Annotated in this window: 22 protein-coding genes and 1 other RNA gene; 14 read left to right on the forward strand and 9 right to left on the reverse strand. The window is 30.9% G+C overall.

All coding sequences use genetic code 11. The annotated features are described in order from the left end of the window. Positions 1–30: 30 nt before the first annotated feature. On the reverse strand, positions 31–1,470 hold the full coding sequence (locus AX016_RS14465) for an ATP-dependent DNA helicase (protein ID WP_100896289.1): 1,440 nt from the start codon (positions 1,468–1,470) through the stop codon (positions 31–33). Positions 1,471–1,573: 103 nt separating this feature from the next. Here AX016_RS14465 and AX016_RS14470 point away from each other — a divergent pair, with 103 nt between their 5' ends. The 3 genes from AX016_RS14470 to AX016_RS14480 are packed head-to-tail and all read left to right on the forward strand — an operon-like array spanning position 1,574 to position 3,580. Then, a complete protein-coding gene (locus AX016_RS14470) occupies positions 1,574–2,227 on the forward strand; it encodes a hypothetical protein (RefSeq protein ID WP_100896290.1) in 654 nt (217 codons plus the stop codon). Further along, positions 2,205–3,032 carry a DUF3822 family protein gene (locus AX016_RS14475; RefSeq protein WP_100896291.1) on the forward strand — a complete coding sequence of 276 codons (828 nt, stop codon included), beginning with the start codon at positions 2,205–2,207 and terminating at the stop codon, positions 3,030–3,032. Before AX016_RS14470 ends, AX016_RS14475 begins: the two co-directional genes overlap by 23 nt. After that, positions 3,032–3,580, forward strand: a complete 549-nt coding sequence (locus AX016_RS14480; RefSeq protein WP_100896292.1) for an RsmD family RNA methyltransferase — start codon at positions 3,032–3,034, stop codon at positions 3,578–3,580. The genes AX016_RS14475 and AX016_RS14480 overlap by 1 nt, the downstream gene beginning before the upstream one ends. On the opposite strand, the gene rnpB is transcribed toward AX016_RS14480, so the two are convergent. Further along, positions 3,580–3,892: RNase P RNA component class A (gene rnpB / locus AX016_RS14485), an RNA gene on the reverse strand. The two genes, AX016_RS14480 and rnpB, sit on opposite strands and share 1 nt — an antisense overlap. A gap of 121 nt (positions 3,893–4,013) precedes the next feature. On the opposite strand from rnpB, the gene AX016_RS14490 reads away from it, so the two are divergent. Further along, positions 4,014–5,813, forward strand: a complete 1,800-nt coding sequence (locus AX016_RS14490; RefSeq protein ID WP_100896293.1) for a DNA polymerase III subunit gamma/tau — start codon at positions 4,014–4,016, stop codon at positions 5,811–5,813. A 189-nt stretch (positions 5,814–6,002) separates the two neighbouring features. Continuing rightward, positions 6,003–7,394 carry a hypothetical protein gene (locus tag AX016_RS14495; protein ID WP_100896294.1) on the forward strand — a complete coding sequence of 464 codons (1,392 nt, stop codon included), beginning with the start codon at positions 6,003–6,005 and terminating at the stop codon, positions 7,392–7,394. Positions 7,395–7,453: 59 nt separating this feature from the next. On the opposite strand, the gene AX016_RS14500 is transcribed toward AX016_RS14495, so the two are convergent. Continuing rightward, entirely contained in the window at positions 7,454–8,179 is a 726-nt protein-coding gene (locus AX016_RS14500) for a ThuA domain-containing protein (protein WP_100896295.1), read from the reverse strand. Between the two features lie 456 nt (positions 8,180–8,635). On the opposite strand from AX016_RS14500, the gene AX016_RS14505 reads away from it, so the two are divergent. Continuing rightward, positions 8,636–9,217, forward strand: coding sequence for a tRNA-(ms[2]io[6]A)-hydroxylase (locus AX016_RS14505; protein ID WP_100896296.1), 582 nt, complete (start codon positions 8,636–8,638; stop codon positions 9,215–9,217). Between the two features lie 2 nt (positions 9,218–9,219). Here the strand turns inward: AX016_RS14505 and AX016_RS14510 are convergent, their stop codons facing one another. From AX016_RS14510 to AX016_RS14530, 5 genes are all read right to left on the reverse strand, one after another. Then, positions 9,220–10,116, reverse strand: coding sequence for a Ppx/GppA phosphatase family protein (locus tag AX016_RS14510; protein WP_198519442.1), 897 nt, complete (start codon positions 10,114–10,116; stop codon positions 9,220–9,222). A gap of 9 nt (positions 10,117–10,125) precedes the next feature. Beyond that, positions 10,126–12,201: a polyphosphate kinase 1 gene (gene ppk1 / locus AX016_RS14515; RefSeq protein WP_100896298.1), complete on the reverse strand. Its 2,076-nt coding sequence runs from the start codon at positions 12,199–12,201 to the stop codon at positions 10,126–10,128. Beyond that, the gene (locus tag AX016_RS14520) at positions 12,194–12,679 is read right to left on the reverse strand and encodes a SixA phosphatase family protein (protein WP_100896299.1); all 486 of its coding nucleotides are present in this window, start codon (positions 12,677–12,679) and stop codon (positions 12,194–12,196) included. The genes ppk1 and AX016_RS14520 overlap by 8 nt, the downstream gene beginning before the upstream one ends. 94 nt (positions 12,680–12,773) lie before the next feature. Further along, the gene (locus AX016_RS14525; protein ID WP_100896300.1) at positions 12,774–13,949 is read right to left on the reverse strand and encodes a GlmU family protein; all 1,176 of its coding nucleotides are present in this window, start codon (positions 13,947–13,949) and stop codon (positions 12,774–12,776) included. 89 nt (positions 13,950–14,038) lie between these two features. Next, positions 14,039–14,290, reverse strand: a complete 252-nt coding sequence (locus AX016_RS14530; RefSeq protein WP_077403788.1) for a type B 50S ribosomal protein L31 — start codon at positions 14,288–14,290, stop codon at positions 14,039–14,041. Positions 14,291–14,461: 171 nt separating this feature from the next. On the opposite strand from AX016_RS14530, the gene AX016_RS14535 reads away from it, so the two are divergent. The 7 genes from AX016_RS14535 to AX016_RS14565 are packed head-to-tail and all read left to right on the forward strand — an operon-like array spanning position 14,462 to position 21,122. Further along, the gene (locus tag AX016_RS14535) at positions 14,462–14,965 is read left to right on the forward strand and encodes a DUF4199 domain-containing protein (protein ID WP_100896301.1); all 504 of its coding nucleotides are present in this window, start codon (positions 14,462–14,464) and stop codon (positions 14,963–14,965) included. Between the two features lie 41 nt (positions 14,966–15,006). Further along, on the forward strand, positions 15,007–15,957 hold the full coding sequence (locus AX016_RS14540) for a glycosyltransferase family 2 protein (protein ID WP_100896302.1): 951 nt from the start codon (positions 15,007–15,009) through the stop codon (positions 15,955–15,957). Between the two features lie 31 nt (positions 15,958–15,988). Beyond that, positions 15,989–17,698 carry a phospho-sugar mutase gene (locus AX016_RS14545; protein WP_100896303.1) on the forward strand — a complete coding sequence of 570 codons (1,710 nt, stop codon included), beginning with the start codon at positions 15,989–15,991 and terminating at the stop codon, positions 17,696–17,698. Then, entirely contained in the window at positions 17,698–19,527 is a 1,830-nt protein-coding gene (locus AX016_RS14550) for an ABC transporter ATP-binding protein (protein ID WP_100896304.1), read from the forward strand. Before AX016_RS14545 ends, AX016_RS14550 begins: the two co-directional genes overlap by 1 nt. Positions 19,528–19,579: 52 nt before the next feature. Further along, positions 19,580–20,122 carry an RNA polymerase sigma factor gene (locus AX016_RS14555; RefSeq protein ID WP_100896305.1) on the forward strand — a complete coding sequence of 181 codons (543 nt, stop codon included), beginning with the start codon at positions 19,580–19,582 and terminating at the stop codon, positions 20,120–20,122. Between the two features lie 33 nt (positions 20,123–20,155). Then, entirely contained in the window at positions 20,156–20,683 is a 528-nt protein-coding gene (locus tag AX016_RS14560; RefSeq protein WP_100896306.1) for a hypothetical protein, read from the forward strand. Next, positions 20,673–21,122: a hypothetical protein gene (locus AX016_RS14565; RefSeq protein ID WP_100896307.1), complete on the forward strand. Its 450-nt coding sequence runs from the start codon at positions 20,673–20,675 to the stop codon at positions 21,120–21,122. Before AX016_RS14560 ends, AX016_RS14565 begins: the two co-directional genes overlap by 11 nt. A 15-nt stretch (positions 21,123–21,137) precedes the next feature. On the opposite strand, the gene AX016_RS14570 is transcribed toward AX016_RS14565, so the two are convergent. After that, positions 21,138–22,166, reverse strand: a complete 1,029-nt coding sequence (locus AX016_RS14570) for a WD40/YVTN/BNR-like repeat-containing protein (RefSeq protein ID WP_100896308.1) — start codon at positions 22,164–22,166, stop codon at positions 21,138–21,140. Between the two features lie 283 nt (positions 22,167–22,449). On the opposite strand from AX016_RS14570, the gene AX016_RS14575 reads away from it, so the two are divergent. Next, positions 22,450–23,661: an RsmB/NOP family class I SAM-dependent RNA methyltransferase gene (locus AX016_RS14575; RefSeq protein WP_100896309.1), complete on the forward strand. Its 1,212-nt coding sequence runs from the start codon at positions 22,450–22,452 to the stop codon at positions 23,659–23,661. Positions 23,662–23,666: the final 5 nt, after the last annotated feature.

A 23,666-nucleotide genomic window follows, 5' to 3' on the forward strand; every position in this document is an offset into this window, starting at 1 on the left:
GTTATACACATATATTGTACCAAAAATAGGCTATTCCCAATCAAGAAAAAAATCGTTCTTAAATCCTATTAAATACAATTGTTTTTTAGCTCTTGTTACTGCAGTATATAACCAACGTAGATAATCTTTATCTATACCATTAGGCAAATATGGTTGCTCTACAAACACAGTGTCCCATTGCCCGCCCTGACTCTTGTGACAAGTAATAGCATAGGAGAATTTTACCTGTAGCGCATTAAAATACTTGTTATTTTTAACCTTTAAAAACTTTTTATATTTAGAGGTTTCATCTGCGTAGTCTAACATTACCTCTTGGTACAACCTATTACTTTCTTCATAAGGTAAAGATGGTGTTTCTGCATCTATAGTATCTAAAAGTAAAACGGTTTCAAAAGCTGGCATATTAGGATAATCTACCATTTTTACATTAACCTCTGCAAACCTAAAACCATATAATTCTTTTATTGCAAAAATTTCTAGTACCTCTAATATATCTCCGTTAGCAATAAAACCAGCCTCTGTGGTTGGTTTTATCCAGAAATAATTATTTTTAACTACCATCATATAATCACCAGTAGAAATAACATTTTCTAGATATAAAATTCTGTTTCTAATATTTGCATTGTACAAATTTGCTCTTTTGTTAGAGCGCACTATAAAAGCTGTTTCTTCTTTTCCATTTTTAGAATAAGAATCTTCTATAGCTTCTAGAATGTCATTACCTTCTATTAAACGTACTACGTCTTTGTACGGATTCACATCAAACTTAAAATCATCAAAAAAATTGCCGTGTAATTGCTCTCTTAAATTGGTGGCGTTCATTAAAATACCAGAGTCTTCAGCTTGCCTCATAACTTCATCTAGTTCTACCCTGGTTACATCTTTATTGTAATTTAAAGATAACCTGTCTTCATCCAAAGCCGGACTAATATCTAACCTAACAGGTGGTAATTGAGCCGTATCTCCTATTAAAACAAGTTTACAATTGTGTCCAGAATATACATAAGACATTAGATCATCTAGTAAAGATCCGTTTTCAAAAAGTTTAGAGTCAGTTGGTGCATCAGGTATCATAGATGCCTCATCTACAACAAAAATTGTGTCTCTGTGTTTGTTTGGTGCCAATGTAAACTGCACACCTCCTCCACTTTGCTTTTTAGGAAAATATATTTTTTTATGTATGGTTAAAGCCTTTGTATTTGCATAGTTAGACATAACTTTTGCAGCCCTACCAGTTGGAGCTAAAAGCACAGCTTTCATTTTTATATTCCACAAATTTGTAACTATAGTTCCAATAATTGTGGTTTTTCCTGTACCTGCGTAACCTTTTAAAAGAAAAAGATTGTCCTTATTTTTAGATAATAAAAACTGAGAAAGCTTCTCTAAAGTGATGAGCTGCTTTAAAGTAGGCTCAAAAGGAAATTTTTCTTTTAAAATATTAAAGAATGATGTAGGGGTGGGTAGATTCATAAGTGTTCAAAGATAATGATGAAATTTAAGGTGAAATACTTTTGTGATTAAAAAAAAATTGTAGATTTGTGTCAAACCACTAAATAAAAACAACATTATAATAATGAAAACCGTAATTAAAATTGTTCTTTGGTTAGCAGCTATCTTTTTTGGATACATGATATACCAATCTGTAAATGGTCCTATAGAGTTTAAAAAAGTAAAACAAGAGCGCTTCCAAGCTGTAGTTAATTCTTTAAAAGATATTAGAAACATACAAGAAGCTCACAAATCTGCCACTGGTAAATTTGCTCCTAACTTTAATGCTTTAGTTAAGTTTGTTGATAACGGAAACTACTACATTATACAGCAAAGAGACTCTTCTTATATGGAGTATGATAAAGACTTTGGTATTGATTTACAAAGAGATGTAAAAATTGTAGATACATTAAATATTATACCTGTAAAAGATTCTTTATTTAAGAATGATGACAGATATAAAACACTTAAGTTTGTTCCTTTCTCTAAAGATGGTAAAGCTGAAATACAAATGAGTACTTCTACTATTGAAAAAGGTGGTAAACAAGTATCTGTATTTAAAGCATTTGTTGAAAAAGATGTAGTTTTATACGATCAGCCAAAAGACTTAGTAGCTAGAGAAAATGCTCAAAATAGTGTTGAAGAAATAAATGGTACTGAAATTATAGTTGGTGACTTACAAGATGTAAGCACTAGTGGTAACTGGCCTCCAATTTATGACAGAAAAGCAAAAAAATAATACATTAGATACTACATCTAATTATAAAAAATTGTCCATTCAAATTAGTTTGAATGGACTTTCTTTTTGTGTTGTTGATACTCTAGATAATACTGTATTGGCTTCTGAAAGAAAAATATTTGATACCGAACTTGATAGTTTAGAGCTAGAAAAAGAATTGGTAACTATGTTAAAAGAACATAACATTACCAATAATACTTACGCAGAAGTAATAGCCACACACAGAAATACGCTATTTTGCTTTGTTCCAAAATCTTTATTTGTAGAAGATGAAGCTCATAATTATCTAAAATACAACACAAAAGTTTTAGCAACAGATCTTATAGCACAAGATGAAATTGCAAACTTTGACATTGTAAATGTTTTTGTACCATTGGTAAACATTAACAACTACATTTACGATCTGTTTGGTGATTTTACATACAAACACAGTTCTTCAATTATAACATCATCTTTATTAAATGCAAATACAAATAACGATATTACTTGTTATGTATATGCATCTGAAAGACAAATGGATATTATTATAATTGACAAAAAGAAATTACTCCTTTTTAATAGTTTTGAATATACTACCACAGAAGACTTTTTATATTATTTACTTTTTACGTGCGAACAATTAAAATTAAATAATGAAACTGTTTTGCTTCGCTTGTTTGGAGACATAGAAGAAGATAGTACTATTTACAAAAATTGCTACAATCATTTTAAAAACATTTGTGTGTACGCACCAGACCATAGTACATTTCAACTAGGAGATTTTACTAAAAAAAATATAGACTTTACCGCTTTAAACGCTTTATAATGCGCATAATATCAGGAAAATTTAAAAGTAAAAGGCTAACAGCACCAAAAAAATTGCCCGTTAGACCAACAACAGATATGGCTAAAGAAGCCCTATTTAATATTTTAAATAACCATTATTATTTTGAAGATATAAGTGTATTAGACCTATTTGCTGGCACTGGTAACATAAGCTATGAGTTTGCTTCTCGCGGAACAGAAAATATTATTTGCGTAGATGCAGACTATGGTTGTATAAAATTTATTAGTCAGACTGCTAAAGATTTAGAGGTAGATATATCTACTATTAAAAGTGATGTTTTTAAGTATCTAGAACGTACATCTATTAAATCTACTATTGTTTTTGCAGATCCTCCTTACGATTTCTCTAAAGAAAATTTTGCCAAAATACCTGAGTTAGTTTTTAAAAACGACTTGCTTACTGAAGATGGTTTGTTAATTGTAGAACACTCTAAACACACAGATTTAGAAGATTTACCAAATTTTTCATACCTAAAAAGATATGGTGGCAGTGTTTTTAGTTTTTTTGAAATTAAAAATGAAGCTTAAAAAAGAGCAGGTCATAAGCCGGATTCTGTAAAGCCAATAAGTAGCTCCTCTATCATTTATCTAGACTTTTGGTTACCCAAAAGCTCAAACCGCCTACCCTTTAGCTTGGGCGTGTACCCTTATAGCGCTAATTTACATGGCGTTGCACCGCATAGAGTTTACCTGGTTTCACTACAGCATTACCTGTACATACTTTCTGCTGCACTTGTCCTCGTTTTACAACGGACGGGCGTTACCCGCTATGCTACACTATGGTGTCCGGACTTTCCTCTTTACAAATCAAGTTTGTAAAGCGATAGAGTAACCTGCTCGCGGCAAAGGTAATTTAATTGTTGATAAGTAAGTACTATATCTTTACAAAAAACAAGGTAAAATAAGAGGGTATTTTTATATTTGTAATATAAGAGTAGTTCACTAAAAAAAAGCATAGTAATTGGAACCATTTGTAGTATCAGCTAGAAAATATAGACCCCAAACATTTAAAGATGTTGTTGGGCAACAAGCTATTACAAATACACTTCTAAATGCCATACAAAACAACCATTTAGCACAAGCTTTGTTGTTTACAGGTCCTAGAGGTGTTGGTAAAACTACGTGTGCTCGTATTTTAGCAAAAATGATAAACTCTGACGGAGAAGAAAACTCTGAAGAAGACTTTGCTTTTAATATTTTTGAACTAGATGCTGCATCTAACAACTCTGTAGACGGTATTAGAAGTCTAATAGATCAAGTACGTATACCACCACAAGTTGGTAAATACAAAGTATATATTATAGATGAGGTGCACATGCTTTCTCAGGCTGCTTTTAATGCTTTTCTTAAAACATTAGAAGAACCACCAAAGCACGCTATTTTTATTTTAGCAACTACAGAAAAGCATAAAATTATACCAACTATTCTATCTCGTTGTCAAATATTTGATTTTAAAAGAATTACAGTTAAAGACGCAGCAGAATATTTAAAATATATTGCAGAAAACCAAGGTATTGAAGCAGATGATGACGCTTTACATATTATAGCTCAAAAAGCTGATGGCGCAATGCGAGATGCTCTTTCTATATTTGATAGAGTTGTTAGTTTTTCAGGCAAACAATTAACCCGCAAAGCAGTTACAGAAAACTTAAATGTATTAGATTACGATACATACTTTACTGCTACAGATTATATATTACAAAACGATATCCCTTCATTACTAATACTATTTAACACAACACTTAGTAAAGGTTTTGATGGACACCATTTTATTATTGGCTTAGCATCTCATTTTAGAGATCTAATGGTTTGTAAGCATCCAAACACAATAAACTTACTAGAAGTTGGGGACGAAGCTAAAAAACGCTATTTAGAACAAACGCAGCAAACAAATAATGCTTTTCTACTAAAAGCAATAGATATTGCAAACAGTGCAGATCTAGATTACAAAACAAGTAAAAATCAACGCTTGTTAATAGAACTTGCCTTAATGAAATTAGCCTCTATCACTTTTGATGGAGAAAAAAAAAATCCTGAATCTCTAGCTTTACACAATCAAATTATATCTTTAGTACCTGCTTCTCATTTTAGAAAAAGCAATCCAAATAGTACCCAAACTACTAAAGCTAAAGAATCAACACCCAATACAGAGCAAGCTACAGTAGCTAATACCACTACAGAAACAGCTCCTGTTGCTACTCCAAAATCTGTTACACCTACTGCTGTATCAAAAACAAATACAGCAACCACAGAGGTAGCTACAGCTCCCGCAATAAAAAAATTAGACATAAATGCACCTAAAAGAGTTTCTGGCTTATCTCTTTCTAGCTTAAAAGCAAAACAACAGCACAAATTAAATAAAGTTGATGTTGTTGTAGACGAGAGTAAACTACCCAATGAAGACTTTGCTGTAGAAAAACTACAAGAATTATGGAATATTTTTGTAAATAAAATTGAAGCTGAAGGGCAACGTATTTTAGCTTCTAACTTAAATAGTGACACTCCTACCTTAAAGGATAGAACAACTATTAGCATACAACTACCTAATGACACTATGAAAAAAGAGGTTGAACGTGAAAAGTACGACCTTATGGAATACCTAAAAAAAGAGCTAAATAATTATTTTATTACTCTAGAAGTTACAGTTAATGAAGAAGCTGTAAAAAAGTTTGCGTTTACTCCTGAAGAAAAATACCAAAAATTAAGAGAAAAAAACCCTGTAATAGACTTACTAAGGCAGGAATTTGATTTAAGTATATAGTAATAATTGACCTAGTTTTATTAAAAACGATTTCTACAACCAAAATTAAGGTAAAGTACCAACTCCTCTAAAACAAATAGTTACACTTTACAATTAACAGTTTTTTACTTACAAATACATCTAATAAACTATTAGAAACAAATTACATTTAGTACAGTTTTTAATTTGCGAAAAATTAAAAATATACAAATGAAGAAAAACAATTTTAAGTCAATTATCTCTGCATTATTAATGATTATAACAATAATATCATGCTCAAATAAAGATGATGACTCAAATGAAAAACAAGACTCTATAAAAAATAATGATCCGCTTGTTTACACAGGAGAAACAACAAACGATAGATTAACAGATAACGAAGAAAGATTTTACTCAAACAAAATACCAAACAAACAAATAGTAGTAAACTTAAATGGAGATTGTAACCCTATAGACAGCGATATATTAAATAACGAAATAGAATCATTATCCAATGAAGGTGGAGGGATTATAAGAATACCTAAGGGCAGATACTGCTTTAAAGATATATTATTAAGATCTAATATTCATTTAAAAATAGACTCTGAGGCTATAATAGAACCAGATTTAAGCGGTAACATTAAAAATAAAAACATAACCATATTTGTTGTTGGTGAAGATTTTTATACAGAAAACGTTGCAATAACAAGCTTAGACGAAGATAATACTGATAAAAGTACCTGGTTTAAGTCTAATATTCCTAATGGAGAATATGGAGGTGTTAAATTAGTAGAATTTGGTAATGTGAAAAATTTCAAATTATCTGGGGTAACATTAACAGATAGCTTCTCTAAGTTTTCTAATATTGTTTTAAACCTACCTTCTAGTTCAAAAACAGATGAAATATCCACAAAAGGTATTATAAAAGATATATTTATGACTAATATGCATGTTGGCTATGGAATTATACAAATGCAAACCGGCAGAAGTATTTTATGTAAAAATTTAAGTGGTGAAGGCGGCATTACAATGAGAGTAGAAACTGGTGCCGCAGAAACAAATATGGTAAATGAAAAAACTGTAGACGATATTGTGGTTAGAGATATTTACGTTAAAAATGGTGATGCTGCTATGAATTTTTCTCCTCACAGAGTAGATCAAGGCAGAGTAGATGTTGAAAGAGTTGTTGCTATAAACTCAACGCATGCAGTACAAATAGCTGCTGGTTTTTTAGATAATAATACTAATGGTATAAATAATTTAGGTACGTTTGACAGTAAATCCTACGTTGGAGACGTGACAGTTACTGGTGGCTATGGAGCACAAGTTAAAGGAAAAGACTATAAATATTTTGGATGTGATAAACGAAAAGAACTAATAGAAAAATGCTATAATCCAGATGACGAAAGTGTTACAGGTTCATCTATAAGTGCTGTTAGAAATAACGCTAGTATCAACGCTGATTGCGCTAACGGTAGTGAAGATGGTTGTTATGAAATAATTATAGGAAGAATAACTAAAACCAATGAAGATTTTGAGCTAGATGATTTTTTTACTTATCCAAGCAGTGAAGTAAGAGGTTGTCCTAAAGTTGAAAAACCTAAGGAAGGTAATTGCAATTAATTAGTTATTCAAAATAAATAAAAAAAGCGTCTAGTTTTAAAACTAGACGCTTTTTTTACTTACTTCTCTCCCATTGCATACTGCAAACCTCCATAGAGATGTGCCAAAAACACTGGATTTTTAAAAGTAACTTTTGTGTGTCCTAAACCTGTATAAAAAGCTCTACCACCATCGTACTCATGATACCAAGCCATAGGATGCTTATCGCCATTTTTACCACCAGTATAACTCTTTTCATCTAAATTTAAAAGCACATTAATATCCTTATTTATATCTTTATAGTTATACCACTCATCAACTTTTTCCCAGGTAGTGTCTAACATTTTTGTTGAGGAATGCGTATCATCTACAACTTGTAAAGTAGCTTTTTGAACTTTAGGATGACCGTTAAAATAACCTCCAACTAATTTATTATACCACGGCCAACTATATTCTGCATCTGCTGCAGCATGTATTCCTACATAACCTCCTCCAGATCTAATATAATTTTCAAAAGCAGCTTGTTGTTTTTCATTTAATAAATCTCCTGTAGTATTTAAAAACACAACAGCTTTATACTGCTTTAAATTAGCCTCTGTAAACATATCTGCATTAGCTGTAGTGTCTACAATAAACTTATGCTCCTTAGCCATTTTTTCAAAAGCAATAACACCATCCTCTATAGAACCGTGTCTAAAGCCCTCCGTTTTTGTAAATACTAAAACTTTTGAACTTTGTAAACCACATGAAAAGAAGGTTACACTTAAAAATATAAAAACAAAAACTTTTAAAAAGGTAGATTTCATATAATAGATTTTATAAAATTGGTTGTTATTAATAATTGGTAAGTTAGTAAAATTATGAAAATGTAACCTATTTATTTTCAATTAGATAAACATACACCAAAAGAAAAATTATTATTAAAAACAAAGCTAAACTGCTGTTTAATAGTATATTAACATCATTTAAGTTATTATAAAATAGAATTATTCATTTAACAAATAGTACAAATTTGTTACTTTTCTGATTATTTTATTTCATTATTGAATGATTTATACTACATTTAGGCTTTAGTATAATTTTAACAAAAACACCACTAATTGTATTCTACTACAATAACAAGTGTTCTTAAAATAAATATTATATTTAAAATAACTGATCAACCAAAACCTTTAAAAGGCATATTTTCTATATTAGAAAATATGTCTTTTTTATTTGCATACAAATCAATATGACTATTTTTGCAGCTAAATTTGTGTGCTATGCTAGGTTTAAAATTACCAACAGACCCAAGATGGGTTAATATTGTAGAAAAAAATATTGATGATATATTAACAGATCATGCTTTCTGTGAGCAAAAAGCAGCATCTACAGCAATTTCCTTAATTGTAGGTTTTCCAGAGTACACAGACTTAGTACAGGAAATGGTAGCCTTAACTAGAGAAGAAATGGGACACTTTAAAATGGTACATGACCGTATTATAGCACGTGGTAACACTCTTGGTCGTGATCGTAAAGATTTGTACGTAATAGACCTTTTAAAGTTTTTTCCAAAAGGAGGTAGCAGAACAACACAATTGGTACACAGGTTGTTATATGCTGCGTTAATAGAAGCGCGTAGCTGTGAACGCTTTAGATTATTATCTGAAGAATTAACAGACAAAGACTTAGCTGAATTTTACCGTAAATTAATGATTAGCGAAGCAGGACATTATACCATGTTTTTAAACTTTGCTAGACAATATGGAGACCGTGAAGAAGTTGACCAAAAATGGCAAGACTTACTAGAATATGAAGCCGAACTAATGAAAAATTTGGGTGAAACAGGTAATGTACACGGCTAATACTAAATAGAATCTTTGTTTTTTTGATACAGCGTCTTTATCATACCATCTGATAATCCAATTTTTGGGACATGTATTTTTTTAGATCCAGACCATTTAGCTGAAGATAAAAAAATACGTGTTGCTGGTATAATTACATCTGCTCTATCTTGGTTTAAACCAAGTTCAGATACCCTATCTTCATAACTCATACTCTCTAAAAAATGATACTGAGCATTTAGCCAAATATAAGATAAAGGCTCACCTATTTTACGGCCAGACATTTTGTGTAACTTATTTATATTACCTCCAGAACCAATTATAGATACTTTAGGCAAGTCCTTTGTATAAAGCTTTATCCATTCTTCAATCTGGTTCCAAACCTTAACACCTACCATATCATTTAACAATCTTACAGTACCAATTTTAAAAGATTTTGATGCTACCAATTTCCCTTCAGAAAAAACAGTAAATTCTGTACTACCACCTCCAACATCTATATATAAGTAAGCTTGGTCATTATTAATAAGCTCCTTTAAGTCTGTAGAAGCAATAATAGCTGCTTCCTTTTTACCATCAATTACTTCTATATTAACACCTGCCTCATTACGAATTTTTTCTATAACCTCATAACCGTTATTTGCTTCTCTAATTGCAGATGTAGCGCAAGCCATATAACTATCTACACCATTTACACTCATGAGTAATTTAAATGCCTTCATAGCATCTAACATACGCTCTATATTTCTCTCAGATATTTCACCTACTGTAAAAGAATCTTCACCCAAACGTATGGGCACCCTAACTAAAGAACTTTTCCTAAATTCGGTTTTCTTGTCTTTAGTTTCAATAATATTATGTATTAATAAACGTATGGCATTGGAACCAATGTCTATTGCTGCAAGTTTAAAAATCTTCAAAATATAAGTCTATTTACTTAATTGCTTTTTATAATAATCATACAATTCAAACTGAGAACGCAATTCTGGAGCATCGTTTATACGATAAGCATTATCTTGTTTATCTGAAAAGATACGTGCTTTTAAGTTATCATTCCATGAAATATCAAAAGTTTCTAATAATTGTTGTTTAATATCTCTGTCATAAATAGGACAACCAACTTCCACTCTAAAATCTAAATTTCTAGTCATCCAATCTGCTGAAGAAATATACACTTTAGGATCTCCGTCGTTTCCAAAAACAAAAAGTCTAGTGTGTTCTAAAAATTTATCTACAACACTAATAGCTTCAATGTTTTCACTCATTCCCTTAACACCAGGAACCAAACAACATACACCTCTAATAATTAACTGTATTTTTACACCAGCATTGCTGGCCTCATACAACTTATCTACCATTTTATAAGATGTTAAGCTATTCATCTTAATTCTTATAAATGCTTCTTTTCCTGCTTTTGCGTTTTCAATCTCTTGATCTATTAACGCTCTAAAAGCGTTTTTTGTATAATGAGGTGACACAATTAAATGTTTGTACTTATGAACTTTATAACTAGTTTCAAAAAAATCAAAAACTTTATTTAACTCTTTTAATATAGGTGAGTGCGCTGTAAAAAGAGTATAATCTGTATATATTTTAGCTGTAGACTCGTTAAAATTACCTGTACTAATAAAACCATATCGTTTTAAACCTTCAGCTTCTTCTCTCTCTATAACACATATTTTACTATGCACTTTTAAACCTGGTACACCAAAAATAAGCTTTACTCCTTCTGCTTGTAGCAATTCTGCATACTGTATGTTTGCTTGTTCATCAAACCTAGCCTGTAACTCTATTTGCACAGTTACCTGCTTGCCGTTTTTAACAGCATTTATTAATGAAGACACTACCTGAGAATTACTTGCCAACCTGTAAACGGTTAACTTAATAGTTCTTACCTGCGGGTCTAAAGCTGCCTCCCTTAAAAATTTAGTGATGTAAGAAAAAGTATGATAAGGTGTATATTGTAAATGATCTTTTACTGCTATTTGCTCTAAAATACTACCTTCAAAATTAAAATCTTTTACCAATAATGGCGTAATCTTATCATACATAAGATCTTTACGCCCAAGACTAGGAAATTTCATATAATCCCTACGATTATGGTAAATACCACCAGGAATAATACTATCTGTTTCTTCTATTCCCATTTTCTCCATAAGAAAAGACAGCGTATCTTTTGCTATTCTTTTATCATAAACAAAACGCACAGGATCACTAATTTTACGGTGCTCCACACTAGAAGATATTTTCTCTATAAAACTTTTACTTAAATCGTTATCTATATCTAATTCTGCATCTCTAGTTATTTTAATCATATGTGCAGAGATAGACTCATAAGTAAACATATTAAAAATATGGCGCAGAGAATATCTAATTAAATCATCTAAAATAATAATGTAGTTTTTATCACCCTCTTTAGGTAACACTACAAAACGGTCTATATCTTTAGGTATTTCTATTAAAGCATATTTGTTCTCTGGCACATCTTCTGCACCATCTAAACTGGTTAATACCATTTTAACTGCCAAATAAGCTGCAGTGTCTTTTAATAAAGGAAACTCTCTTAAATCATTTAAAACAATAGTCATTAATCTTGGACTTACCTTTTCCATAAAGTAAGTCTTAATAAAATCTGCCTGACTTTTACTAACCTCTTTTTCGTTAATAATAAAAATGTTTTCTGCCTGTAGTTCCTTTTCAATATCACCAAGAATCTTTAAACTTTTTGTTTGTTGTTTAATTACAATCTTAGTTATTTCCTCAAGTAAATCTTTTGCTTTTTCTCCTCCTAAAACACTTTTACCTGTTTTACCAGCATCTACAATACGTTTTACAGTAGCATAACGCACCTTAAAAAATTCATCTAAATTATTAGAGAATATTCCTAAAAAACGTAATCTTTCAATTAAAGGCACTTTAATATCTGCACTTTCTTGTAATACACGCGCATTAAAGCTTAACCAGCTAATTTCTCTATTTATATATTGATTTTTTGACTTAATCATTCTTTAAATGTTTAGGAAATATTACATTCTGAGTATTGCCTTTTACAATACCACTCCACTCCAAAGTATTAAAATTTAACTCTACCAAGCCCGCTGTTGGCACATTCTCTATCTCTTTATCTCCGTACATATTTACAATGTGAGTTAAAGCGTGGTTGTGACCAAAAATAACAACGTTGTTAAACTTGTTATCTAAAGATTTTATAAAGTTGATAACATACTCTCCAGAAAAATCATAAAGCTCATCATAAATACGCAACTCACTAGAAGGTATATTTAAGACTCTTAAAAAGATATTACAAGTGTGTAATGCTCTATTAGCTGGACTTGAAAAAACAGCATCAATAATTGGCTCTTTTAGTGCACCAGCAACCAAATAAGCATCGTTAATACCACGCTCCAACAAAGGTCTATCTCTGTCCGATACATTGTAATTCCAAGAGGATTTTCCGTGACGAATTAAAGTAAGTTTTTTCATTTAATTTTAATACTATTATAGATTAAAAATTAAATGGAAAAATACAAAAACTTATTAGATTTAACTTAATGTATTAGCGCTTCTTAATTATTTTTTAATCTTTACGCCACTTTTTTGTTTCCTCAAAAATGTGCGTTAAAATAGCTTCATCTTGTTCTGTAAATTCTACATTACGCCTAGCCATCATAATTTTTGCAGTATCAAAAGCTTTTTTAGTACCATATGTTGTAAAGCCAGAAGCACCACCCCAACTAAAACTAGGAACAAAATTCCTAGGAAAACCTGGCACATAAATGTTAACATTAACACCTACCACTGTACCTGTATTAAACATAGTATTTATTGCACTTTTACTATGGTCTCCCATCATTAAACCACAAAATTGTAAGCCAGTTTGCTCAAAACTTTCGCTTTCATAGTTCCACAATCTAACTTTAGCGTAGTTATTTTTTAAATTAGAGTTGTTAGAGTCGGCACCAATATTACACCATTCTCCTAAAACAGAATTACCTAAATAACCTTCATGACCTTTACTAGAATAACCAAAAATAACAGAATTACTTACCTCTCCACACACCTTACTGTATGGACCTATAGTTGTAGCTCCATATATTTTTGCTCCCATTTTTATCACTGCATTGTCACACAACGCTAAACCACCACGTACCATAGCACCTTCCCAAATTTCTGCGTTTTTACCCACATAAATAGGACCTTTAGTTGCGTTTAACATACAATACTCTACAATTGCTCCTTCTTCAATAAAAATATTATCAGGATTTATAAGTGTATTTGTATCAGATATAGGAGCACTTATTCTTCCTTCAGTAACCAAATCAAAATCTGCCTGCAAAGCTTCTTCATTTTTAGCAAAAATATCCCAAGTATTTTCTACAGTTATCACATCTTCTGTATAAGTAATAGCTTTGTAGGTATCAAAATCTATTTCTTCTTGTGCTTCTTTAGCAAAAAAAGCAACAATATTATCGTTGTGATATATAACTTGGTTCTCCTTTAAATCTTCAATTAAAGCAACTAAACTAGCATTAGGTAAATATGATGAATTTATCATTACATTTTCCTCTAGCTCCACCATAGGGTGCTTTTCACTTAAATAGTCTTCTGTTATTGTACTTGTTGTGCTACCCAAATACTTTTCCCACTTTTCTCTAATGGTAAGTATTCCTATTCTAATCTCTGCTACAGGCCTAGTAAAAGTAAAGGGCAATAAAGCTGTTCTTGCTGCGCCATCAAATAAAATATAATTCATAAGACTATTAAGGTTTTGTATTAAACTAAAAAAGCCACGTTTCAAACTTAATTGAAAAGTGACTTTTAAATATTATGATAAAGAAATTACTATTTAGTAAATTTCTTGTACTTGTTCTTAAATTTATCAATACGCCCAGCTGTATCTACTAATTTAGCTTTACCAGTGTAAAATGGGTGTGATGTTCTAGAGATTTCTAACTTTACTAATGGGTATTCAACACCATCAACCTCTAATGTTTCTTTTGTATTTGCTGTAGATTTTGTTAAAAATACTTCATCGTTAGACATATCTTTAAACGCTACTAATCTATAATTCTCTGGGTGTATACCTTTTCTCATTTTTTAAAACTTTAATTCTTCTAAATAAATTTAGCGGTGCAAAAATACTCTTTTTTATGAAAACTACAATAGCTAATTAAAAAAAAAGATAAAAAAATACTTTCCTTTGCAGTGTAACAAAAATACAAAAAAGAATACTTACTAGATAACAACTAAAAAATAAAAATTAATATGGATAATAAGAACATTAAAGAGTTTATACTACCTATAGCTTTAATGGCGGGTTTAGCAAGAGTTATACTAGATTTTTTACCTAAAATGCTAGATGCTTCTCCTGCTATTTATTATAGCACTTTTTTAATCTGTTTTATTGCAGAAGTTGTATTACTGACTATTGTAACTAAAAGATTTAAAAAACTAAACGACAATTATTTAACCACAAGACAAGCAATTAGTATTGGAGTTACTGCTATGGTAATTATAGGTACTTTATATGGCTTATCATCATATATATATGATAATTTTATAGATGAGTTTTACCAAACAAACACAATGATTCGTTGGGGACAAATGTGGGGCCCAGAAGCAGAGCAAGCAATAAACCAACAAATAAAAGACAACCCTCCGGTAACAAATATTACAGCAATATTTATTACTATTGTTAGATTTAGCATACTTGGCTTAATAATATCTGCTATTATTGGTGCAGTTTTAAAAACAAAGAAGTTAGAATAGTTTAATATTTGTACTTTTGAATATATTTTCAAGAGTACCCTATGAATTTATCTATTGTTATTCCTCTTTTAAACGAGGAAGAATCTTTAAAAGAATTACATGATTGGATTGTATCCGTAATGCAATCCAATCATTTTTTATATGAAATACTATTTATAGATGATGGTAGCACAGATAATTCTTGGAAAATTATTTCAGAATTATCTACCACTAACGCCAATGTAAAAGGCATTCGTTTTCAACGAAATTTTGGTAAGTCGCAAGCACTACACGCTGGTTTTAAAGCTGTAAAAGGTGATGTTGTAATTACTATGGATGCAGATTTACAAGATAACCCTGAAGAAATACCAGAATTATACAACCTTATTATTAAAGATGGCTTTGATCTTATCTCTGGTTGGAAAAAAAAGCGCTACGACTCTGTAATTGCTAAAAATTTACCATCTAAACTATTTAATTGGGCTGCACAGCAAACATCTGGTGTTAAACTACATGATTTTAACTGCGGATTAAAAGCTTACAAAAAAGATGTTGTTAAAAACATTGAAGTATCAGGAGAAATGCACCGTTATATTCCTGTACTTGCAAAAAATGCAGGTTTTACAAAGATTGATGAAAAAGTGGTACAACACCAAGCACGTAAATACGGAAGCACTAAATTTGGAATGGAACGGTTTGTAAATGGATTTTTAGACCTAATTACAATTTGGTTTTTATCTAAATTTGGAAAAAGACCAATGCACCTTTTTGGAGCCTTAGGAGCTGTTATGTTTATTATTGGTTTTGGTTTTGCTTTATATTTAGGAATAGATAAACTTTTTCTTAATAAATTTGGCAGGTTAATTACAGAAAGACCACAATTTTATATCTCTTTAACCGCTATGGTTATGGGTAGTCAGTTATTTTTAGCTGGCTTTATAGGAGAAATTATTGTCCGTTCTAAAAAAAATGAAACAAGATATTCTATCTCAGAAGAGTTAAATATCAACTAAAAAATATTGTACACTTAAAAAACCATTAGATATGAGTTCAATTTTAGATACAGCAAAAACTTGGCTTACAACTACTTTTGATACCGATACAAAAACAAAAGTAGAAGATTTAATAAAAAACAATACAGAAGAACTTAATGATAGTTTTTACAAAAACTTAGAATTTGGTACTGGTGGTATGCGTGGTATTATGGGCGTTGGCACCAATCGTATTAATAAATATACATTAGGTAAAAACACCCAAGGGATTAGCAACTATCTAAAAAAAGTATACCCTAATGAAGAATTAAAAGTTGTTATTGCTTACGATTGCAGACACAATAGTGATACACTTGCTAAAACTGTTGCAGAGGTGTTTTCTGCTAATGGTATTAAAGTATACTTATTTTCAGATTTAAGAACCACTCCTGCATTATCTTTTGCGGTAAAGCACTTAAATTGTCACGTTGGTATTGTACTTACTGCATCTCATAATCCACCAGAATATAATGGTTATAAAGTATACTGGACAGATGGCGGACAAATTGTACCACCACAAGACAAGGAAATTATTGCAGAAATAAATAAACTAGATTTTAGTGAAATTAACTTTAATGCTGATGAAACTAAAATTGAATTGATTGATACAGAAGTTGATGAAGCTTTTTTAAGTGCATCTGTAAAGAATGGTAGTTTTAATGCTAAAGATAAAGACAACTTTAAAATTGTTTTTACATCATTACACGGTACTTCTATTACTGCTGTACCAGAAGTTTTAAAACGCGCTGGTTATAAAAATGTAACTATAATAGAGGAACAAGCTAAACCAGATGGTGATTTTCCAACTGTAGTTTCTCCTAACCCAGAAGAACCAGAAGCACTTTCTATAGCTATAAAAAAAGCAGAAGAAATTGGAGCAGATATGGTTATTGGTACAGACCCAGATTGTGACAGACTAGGTATTGCTGTTCGTAATTTAGAAGGGAAACTAGAGCTACTAAACGGTAACCAAACTATGGTTCTAATGACCAAGTTTCTTTTAGAACAACGTAAGCAAAAAGGATTTACAGGAGATGAGTTCATTGGTTCTACTATTGTATCTACACCAATGATGAACAAGTTGGCAGATTTATATAAAGTAGAATGCAAAACTGCTTTAACAGGCTTTAAATGGATAGCTAAAATGATAAAAGACGCACCTAACCAATATTTTGTTGGTGGTGGCGAAGAAAGTTTTGGTTTTATGGTTGGCGATTTTGTACGCGATAAAGATGCAGTTACCTCTACCCTATTGGCTTGCGAAATAGGAGCAAATGCTAAAGCAAACGGAAGTTCTTTTTATAAAGATTTAATAGACACTTATGTTGACTGTGGTTTCTACAAAGAAAAGTTAGTCTCTTTAACCAAAAAAGGTGCCTCTGGTGCAGAAGAGATTAAACAAATGATGGCAGATTTTAAAGACAATCCTGTTACTACAATAGATGGTTCTAAAGTAGAGTGGATACAAGACTATAATACATCTACAGTTAAAAACGCAATTACAGGTGAAGAAAAAGAGGTTGCAATTCCTAAATCTAATGTACTTATTTACATAGCAGAAGACGGCACAAAAATGGCTGCAAGACCAAGCGGTACAGAGCCAAAAATAAAATTCTATTTTAGTGTAAACACCAATTTAGAAAAAGCTGAAGATTTTACAGCTAAAAACGACGAATTAGAACAAAAAATAAACAGAATTCTAAAAGAACTGAATTTAAATTAATGAAATATTTTAATAAAATACTAGTATATGCCAAGCCTTATAAGACGTACGCAATACTAAACATAATTTCTAATATCTTTTACGCTTTATTTAGCACGTTAGCAATGGTATCGTTATTTCCTATGCTATCTGTATTATTTGGACAAACTGAATCTATCACTGTTGCGCCAGAATGGACAAGTATCACAGAAATTAAAGATTATACTATAGACTATTTAAACTATTACATAACGCAAAACGTTGGTAACGGCAATCAAGGAGATGCTTTAATGTTAATGGTTGGTTTAGTAATAGGTATGTTTTTCTTAAAAAACTTATTTGGCTACTTAGCTATGTATTTTATTGCCTTTTTAAGAAACGGTGTATTAAAAGATTTAAGAAATGCTTTGTATGATAAAACTGTAGAGTTACCAATATCTTACTATTCAGAAAAAAGAAAAGGAGATACTATTGCACGTATTACATCTGATGTTTTAGAAATTCAGCATTCTTTTTTATCTGTTTTAGAGTTAGCTGTTAGAGAGCCACTTACCATTATTTTTACCATAGCAATGATGGTTGCCTTTAGCGCCAAACTAACAATTTTTGTATTTATTTTTCTTCCTATTTCTGGTTTTATTATTTCGTTAATAGGTAAATCATTAAAAAAGAAATCTGATAAAGTACAAAAAGAGCAAGGTACTTTTTTATCAATTTTAGAAGAAACTTTAGGAGGCTTACGAGTTATAAAAGCGTTTAATGCAGAAAAAACATTTGCAGGTACATTTCAAAAATCAACCAACAGATTTTTTAAATTCTCTAATAGCTTATTAAATAGACAAAATTTAGCTTCACCGGCTAGTGAATTCTTAGGCATTGGTGTTATTGGTATTTTACTTTGGTATGGCGGACAAATGGTATTGGTAGAAAAAAGTATAGAACCAGAACTTTTTATCACTTATATGGGGCTTGCTTACCAAATATTAACTCCTGCAAAAGCCATAAGTAAAGCATCTTATGGTGTTAAAAAAGGTAATGCAGCAGCAGAGCGTGTTTTAGAAATTTTAGAAACTGAAAATCCTATTGCTGAAAAAGAAAACGCAATTGATAAAAAAGAGTTTAACAACAACATTACTCTAAAAAATATCTCTTTTAAGTATGAAGATGATTATGTACTTAAAAACTTTAATTTAACAGTTAACAAAGGAAAAACCGTAGCCCTTGTTGGTCAGTCTGGTAGTGGTAAAAGTACTATTGCAAATTTAGTTACACGTTTTTATGATGTAAACGAAGGTGAAATTGTTATAGATAATGATAACATTAAAGACTTAACTAAAAAATCTCTTAGAGATTTAATGGGATTAGTTACGCAAGATTCTATTTTATTTAATGACACCATTAAAAATAACATTGCATTAGGTAAAACAAATGCAACTGAAGAAGAAATTATTGAAGCTGCAAAAATTGCAAATGCACACGACTTTATAATGGAACAACCAAATGGTTATGACACTAACATTGGTGATAGCGGAAACAAACTAAGTGGCGGACAAAAACAACGTTTATCCATTGCACGTGCGGTTCTTAAAAATCCTCCTATAATGATATTAGATGAGGCCACTTCTGCATTAGACACAGAAAGTGAACGCTTGGTACAAGATGCATTAGAAAAAATGATGCAAAACAGAACCTCTATTGTAATTGCCCACAGGCTATCTACCATACAAAGTGCAGATACTATTGTAGTTTTACAAAAAGGAGAAATTGTAGAAAAAGGTACACACTCAGAACTTATAAACAACAACAACGTCTACAAAAAATTAGTAGATATGCAGTCTTTTGACGTTTAGTTTTTAAACCTTTATATTTTAATTAAGTTAAACATTTAAATAAGTACATTTTTTGATAACCGAAGAAGCTTTAGTACATCAACTTAAAGATAAATCCTCCCAAGCCAAGGCTTTTGAGGTGCTGGTTGACACCTATAAAGAAAGGCTTTATTGGCACATACGTAAAATTGTACTAAACCACAATGACGCTGATGATGTGCTTCAAAACACATTTATTAAAGTATTTAGAAATATAGATAAATTTAAGGGAGACAGTAAGTTATTCTCTTGGATTTACCGTATTGCTACTAATGAGTCGTTATCTTTTTTAAAAACAAAATCTAAAATGCTTGGTGTAACTAGCGAAGAATTACAAAGTTTATTGCTAGACAACCTACAATCTGATGTGTATTTTGAAGGAGATGAAATACAACTAAAATTACAAAAAGCGATTAGTACATTACCAGAAAAGCAAAAATTGGTATTTAATATGAAATATTTTGACGAGTTAAAATATGAAGAAATATCAGAGATACTGGGCACTTCTGTTGGTGGTTTAAAGGCATCTTACCATCAAGCAGTAAAAAAAATTGAAAATTATTTAAAAAGCAATTAAACCATTTAGAGTATTGATAGTCAAATTATAAGTATGAAAAGCCTACCAAAAAATAGCGGATTTAAAATGCCAGAGTCTTATTTAGATAATTTCTCTGCAAAACTGAATAATTCTATTAACCAAGAAGAAACTGCTTTACCAAAAAAAGAAGGCTTTACTGTACCTAATAATTATTTTGATAACGTACACAAAAACATACAAACCAAACTAAACCAAAAAACAGAAGTTAAGGTTATAAAACTAAGTTCTTTTAAAAAGAAACTCTATGCAGCATCTAGCATTGCAGCAGCGGTAGCAATATTAACAGTAGCTATAGTTTTTAACTCTAACTCCACTCCTATCTCATTTCAAGATATAGCGGCATCAGATATTGAAAGCTATTTTAATGAAAGTAACGTAGAATTTTCTACTTACGACTTAGCCCAAATATTACCCGTAGATGACATTAATATATCTGACGTTGTAGAAAGTGAATTTAACGAAGATGAAATTATGAACTATTTGGAGTCTAACAACGGTATAGACATACAAGGTATTTATTTAAATGAAGATGAAAAATAACACCCGTAACATACTTACAATTTTAGTTTTCTTTTTAGGAACTACATTCTTTTATGGTCAAAAAAACGACTGGGAAAAAATTAAATCATTAAAAGTAGCCTACTTTACTGATAAATTAGAGCTATCTAGCAACGAGGCTAAAGATTTCTGGCCTGTTTATGATGAGTTTGAAAAAGAACTACATACGCTATATGATAGTAGAAGAGATTTAAAAAGAAAGTACGATTACAACAACTTATCTGAAGAAGACTCTAAACACTTACTTGAAACGTATTTAGATTTTGAAAAAGAAAAGGTTGATATCACTAAAAGATACTATGCAAAAATTAGTAAAGTTTTAAACTATAAAAAATCTTATAAACTTGCCCGCGTAGAGGAAGAGTTTAAACGTCGTTTAATAAGTGAATATAGAAACAAACATAAAAAAGGAAAGCAATAAGCTTTCCTTTTTTATTTATTTAAAAATCAATTTAGATATTCTGTCCTTACCAGCCGCGTAAGCAACACTATCATTTACAAATCTTATAGTGTAAAAGCCTTCGCTAGACAGTTCTTTCCAAGTCTGTCCCTTATTTTTAGAGTATGCTACTCCTGTAAAACCAACAGCAACAAGCTCATTACCTTTACGCCCAGGAACAAATTGCACACAACTTTTATAATCTGGCTCTTTACCATCTGCTACCAACGTCCAATTTTTACCACCATCTGTAGTTATAGCTTTATTTTTTATGTTTTGTTTTGGCTTAGTAAAATCGCCTCCAATAGCAAAACCTAAATTTTCATTATAAAAATCTATAGAAAAAATTCCGTGTGTTTCTCCTAAACCTGTCATTGGCACGCTATACACATCCCAAGTAACCCCTTTATCTGCAGAATAAAAAATACGACCTTTAGTTGTTGCAACCCAAGTTTTGTCTCCAACAATTTTTATATTGGTATTACTTGCAGCAAATGCTCCTTCACCAGCAATGCCTTCAGGTAAATTATTACAAGTTATTTTATTCCAAGTAGTGCCACCATCTCTGGTTACAATAACAGACAAGCAACCATCTACACTATCGCCAACTGCAATACCTTCTTTTGTGTTCCAAAAATTTATAGCATCATAAAAAACACCATCTCCTTTTTCTGTATAAACTAATTCCATTTTTCCGTTTTCACCGGTTTTGTATAATAACGCAGGGTTAGTTACAGAAAGCATAAAAAAATCTGTTCCCGTTGTACCAACAGCTCTAAACTCTGGTAAAATAGTATCATACTTCTGTACATTGGTCAACACTTCATCTGTTTTTAAATTTATAGATCCAAAAACACCATTACTACCAGCAAAACCAATACTACCATCTAAAACCTCAATAGCCCTAACACTAACATTTTTAGTATACACATCTTTTACCGTAACTGCTGTAAATGGTTTTACCTCATTTTTTTCTTCACAAGCAAAAAGTGCTAGCGCACAAATTGCAAATACTATTTTCTTCATTTTCATTTAATTTTGTGCATTCAGTAAATACCGTAAACTACGGCTTTCTACTATTTAAATACGCAGTTACAGGACTAAATAGCTCTTTACACACATATATTTCATCAAAAATAAGCGTATTCCTTTCTAAAACAATACCTTTGCAGCCATATTTTTTTAAACGAATTAAATGTAATTTTTCTACTATGAAAATTTACATAGCGTCAAATTAAATTTATATGTATTCTAGCATATGTTTTTGTTTTAAAAACTCCTAGAAATCAAAAAAAAATAAAAAGTAAAAATGAAATTACACAGAAACTTAGTATTTGCGGTTATAGACGCACTAAACCTTATTTTTAATGAAGATGAATATGCAGATAAGGTTGTAGAAAAAGTTTTAAAGTTTGATAAACGTTGGGGTTCTAGAGACCGTGGTTTTATAGCAGAAACTACATACGAAATTGTTCGTTGGAAAAGACTGTACACAGAAATTGCAGATGTTAAAGCACCATTTAGCAGACCTAACCTTTTTAGAATTTGGGCTGTTTGGGCAGTTTTAAAAGGAATTGAATTACCAGATTGGAAACAAATAGAACCTACTCCTACACGTAGAATTAAAGGTAAATTTGATGAATTATCTAAAATTAGAAAATTTAAAGAATCTATTCCAGATTGGATGGATGAATTAGGTGAAAAAGCTTTAGGTGACAAAAAATGGACAAAAGAAATTAATGCACTTAATAAGCAAGCAGAAGTTGTACTAAGAGTAAATACTTTAAAAGCAACAAAAGCCAGCTTACAAAAAGCATTATTAGAAGAAAATATTGTTGCCAACCCTATAAAAGGATACCCAGATGCACTAACACTTACAGAAAGAGCCAATGTTTTTAGAACAGAGGCTTTTAAAAACGGAATGTTTGAAATGCAAGATGCTTCATCACAATTAGTAGGTCACTTTTTAGACGTAAAACCAGGTCAACGTGTTATAGACACTTGTGCTGGTGCTGGTGGTAAAGCTTTGCATATAGCTGCTTTAATGGAAAATAAAGGACTTTTAATTGCTTTAGATATTTATGGTAATAAGTTAAAAGAACTAAAAAGACGTGCCAAAAGAGATGGCGCTCACAATATAGAAACAAGAGAAATAGACTCTACTAAAGTAATTAAAAAACTATACAATAGTGCAGACCGTGTTTTAATAGACGCACCTTGTACTGGTCTTGGAGTTTTAAAACGTAATCCGGATGCAAAATGGAAATTACAACCAGAATTTTTAGATAAGATTACAAAAACACAACAAGAAATTTTACAAAGTTACAGTAGAATGGTTAAAAGTGGTGGTAAGTTAGTTTATGCTACGTGTTCTATTTTACCTCAAGAAAACAACGACCAAGTAATTGCTTTTTTAGCTTCGGAGGCTGGTGCAGATTTTACACTTACTAAAGAAAATAAAGTATATGCATCTGACTCTGGTTATGATGGTTTTTATATGGCTTTATTAGAAAAAAAATAAAACCT

This window comes from Cellulophaga sp. RHA19 (genome assembly GCF_002813425.1).
Taxonomy (GTDB): domain Bacteria; phylum Bacteroidota; class Bacteroidia; order Flavobacteriales; family Flavobacteriaceae; genus Cellulophaga.

What these genes read in the sequence shown, in the direction of transcription:
- AX016_RS14465 (WP_100896289.1), bottom strand. Translation starts at nt 1,470, where the DNA reads ATGAATCTACCCACCCCTACATCATTCTTTAATATTTTAAAAGAAAAA.
- AX016_RS14470 (WP_100896290.1), top strand. Translation starts at nt 1,574, where the DNA reads ATGAAAACCGTAATTAAAATTGTTCTTTGGTTAGCAGCTATCTTTTTT.
- AX016_RS14475 (WP_100896291.1), top strand. Translation starts at nt 2,205, where the DNA reads ATGACAGAAAAGCAAAAAAATAATACATTAGATACTACATCTAATTAT.
- AX016_RS14480 (WP_100896292.1), top strand. Translation starts at nt 3,032, where the DNA reads ATGCGCATAATATCAGGAAAATTTAAAAGTAAAAGGCTAACAGCACCA.
- AX016_RS14495 (WP_100896294.1), top strand. Translation starts at nt 6,003, where the DNA reads ATGAAGAAAAACAATTTTAAGTCAATTATCTCTGCATTATTAATGATT.
- AX016_RS14500 (WP_100896295.1), bottom strand. Translation starts at nt 8,179, where the DNA reads ATGAAATCTACCTTTTTAAAAGTTTTTGTTTTTATATTTTTAAGTGTA.
- AX016_RS14505 (WP_100896296.1), top strand. Translation starts at nt 8,636, where the DNA reads ATGCTAGGTTTAAAATTACCAACAGACCCAAGATGGGTTAATATTGTA.
- ppk1 (WP_100896298.1), bottom strand. Translation starts at nt 12,201, where the DNA reads ATGATTAAGTCAAAAAATCAATATATAAATAGAGAAATTAGCTGGTTA.
- AX016_RS14520 (WP_100896299.1), bottom strand. Translation starts at nt 12,679, where the DNA reads ATGAAAAAACTTACTTTAATTCGTCACGGAAAATCCTCTTGGAATTAC.
- AX016_RS14525 (WP_100896300.1), bottom strand. Translation starts at nt 13,949, where the DNA reads ATGAATTATATTTTATTTGATGGCGCAGCAAGAACAGCTTTATTGCCC.
- AX016_RS14530 (WP_077403788.1), bottom strand. Translation starts at nt 14,290, where the DNA reads ATGAGAAAAGGTATACACCCAGAGAATTATAGATTAGTAGCGTTTAAA.
- AX016_RS14535 (WP_100896301.1), top strand. Translation starts at nt 14,462, where the DNA reads ATGGATAATAAGAACATTAAAGAGTTTATACTACCTATAGCTTTAATG.
- AX016_RS14540 (WP_100896302.1), top strand. Translation starts at nt 15,007, where the DNA reads ATGAATTTATCTATTGTTATTCCTCTTTTAAACGAGGAAGAATCTTTA.
- AX016_RS14545 (WP_100896303.1), top strand. Translation starts at nt 15,989, where the DNA reads ATGAGTTCAATTTTAGATACAGCAAAAACTTGGCTTACAACTACTTTT.
- AX016_RS14550 (WP_100896304.1), top strand. Translation starts at nt 17,698, where the DNA reads ATGAAATATTTTAATAAAATACTAGTATATGCCAAGCCTTATAAGACG.
- AX016_RS14560 (WP_100896306.1), top strand. Translation starts at nt 20,156, where the DNA reads ATGAAAAGCCTACCAAAAAATAGCGGATTTAAAATGCCAGAGTCTTAT.
- AX016_RS14565 (WP_100896307.1), top strand. Translation starts at nt 20,673, where the DNA reads ATGAAAAATAACACCCGTAACATACTTACAATTTTAGTTTTCTTTTTA.
- AX016_RS14570 (WP_100896308.1), bottom strand. Translation starts at nt 22,166, where the DNA reads ATGAAGAAAATAGTATTTGCAATTTGTGCGCTAGCACTTTTTGCTTGT.
- AX016_RS14575 (WP_100896309.1), top strand. Translation starts at nt 22,450, where the DNA reads ATGAAATTACACAGAAACTTAGTATTTGCGGTTATAGACGCACTAAAC.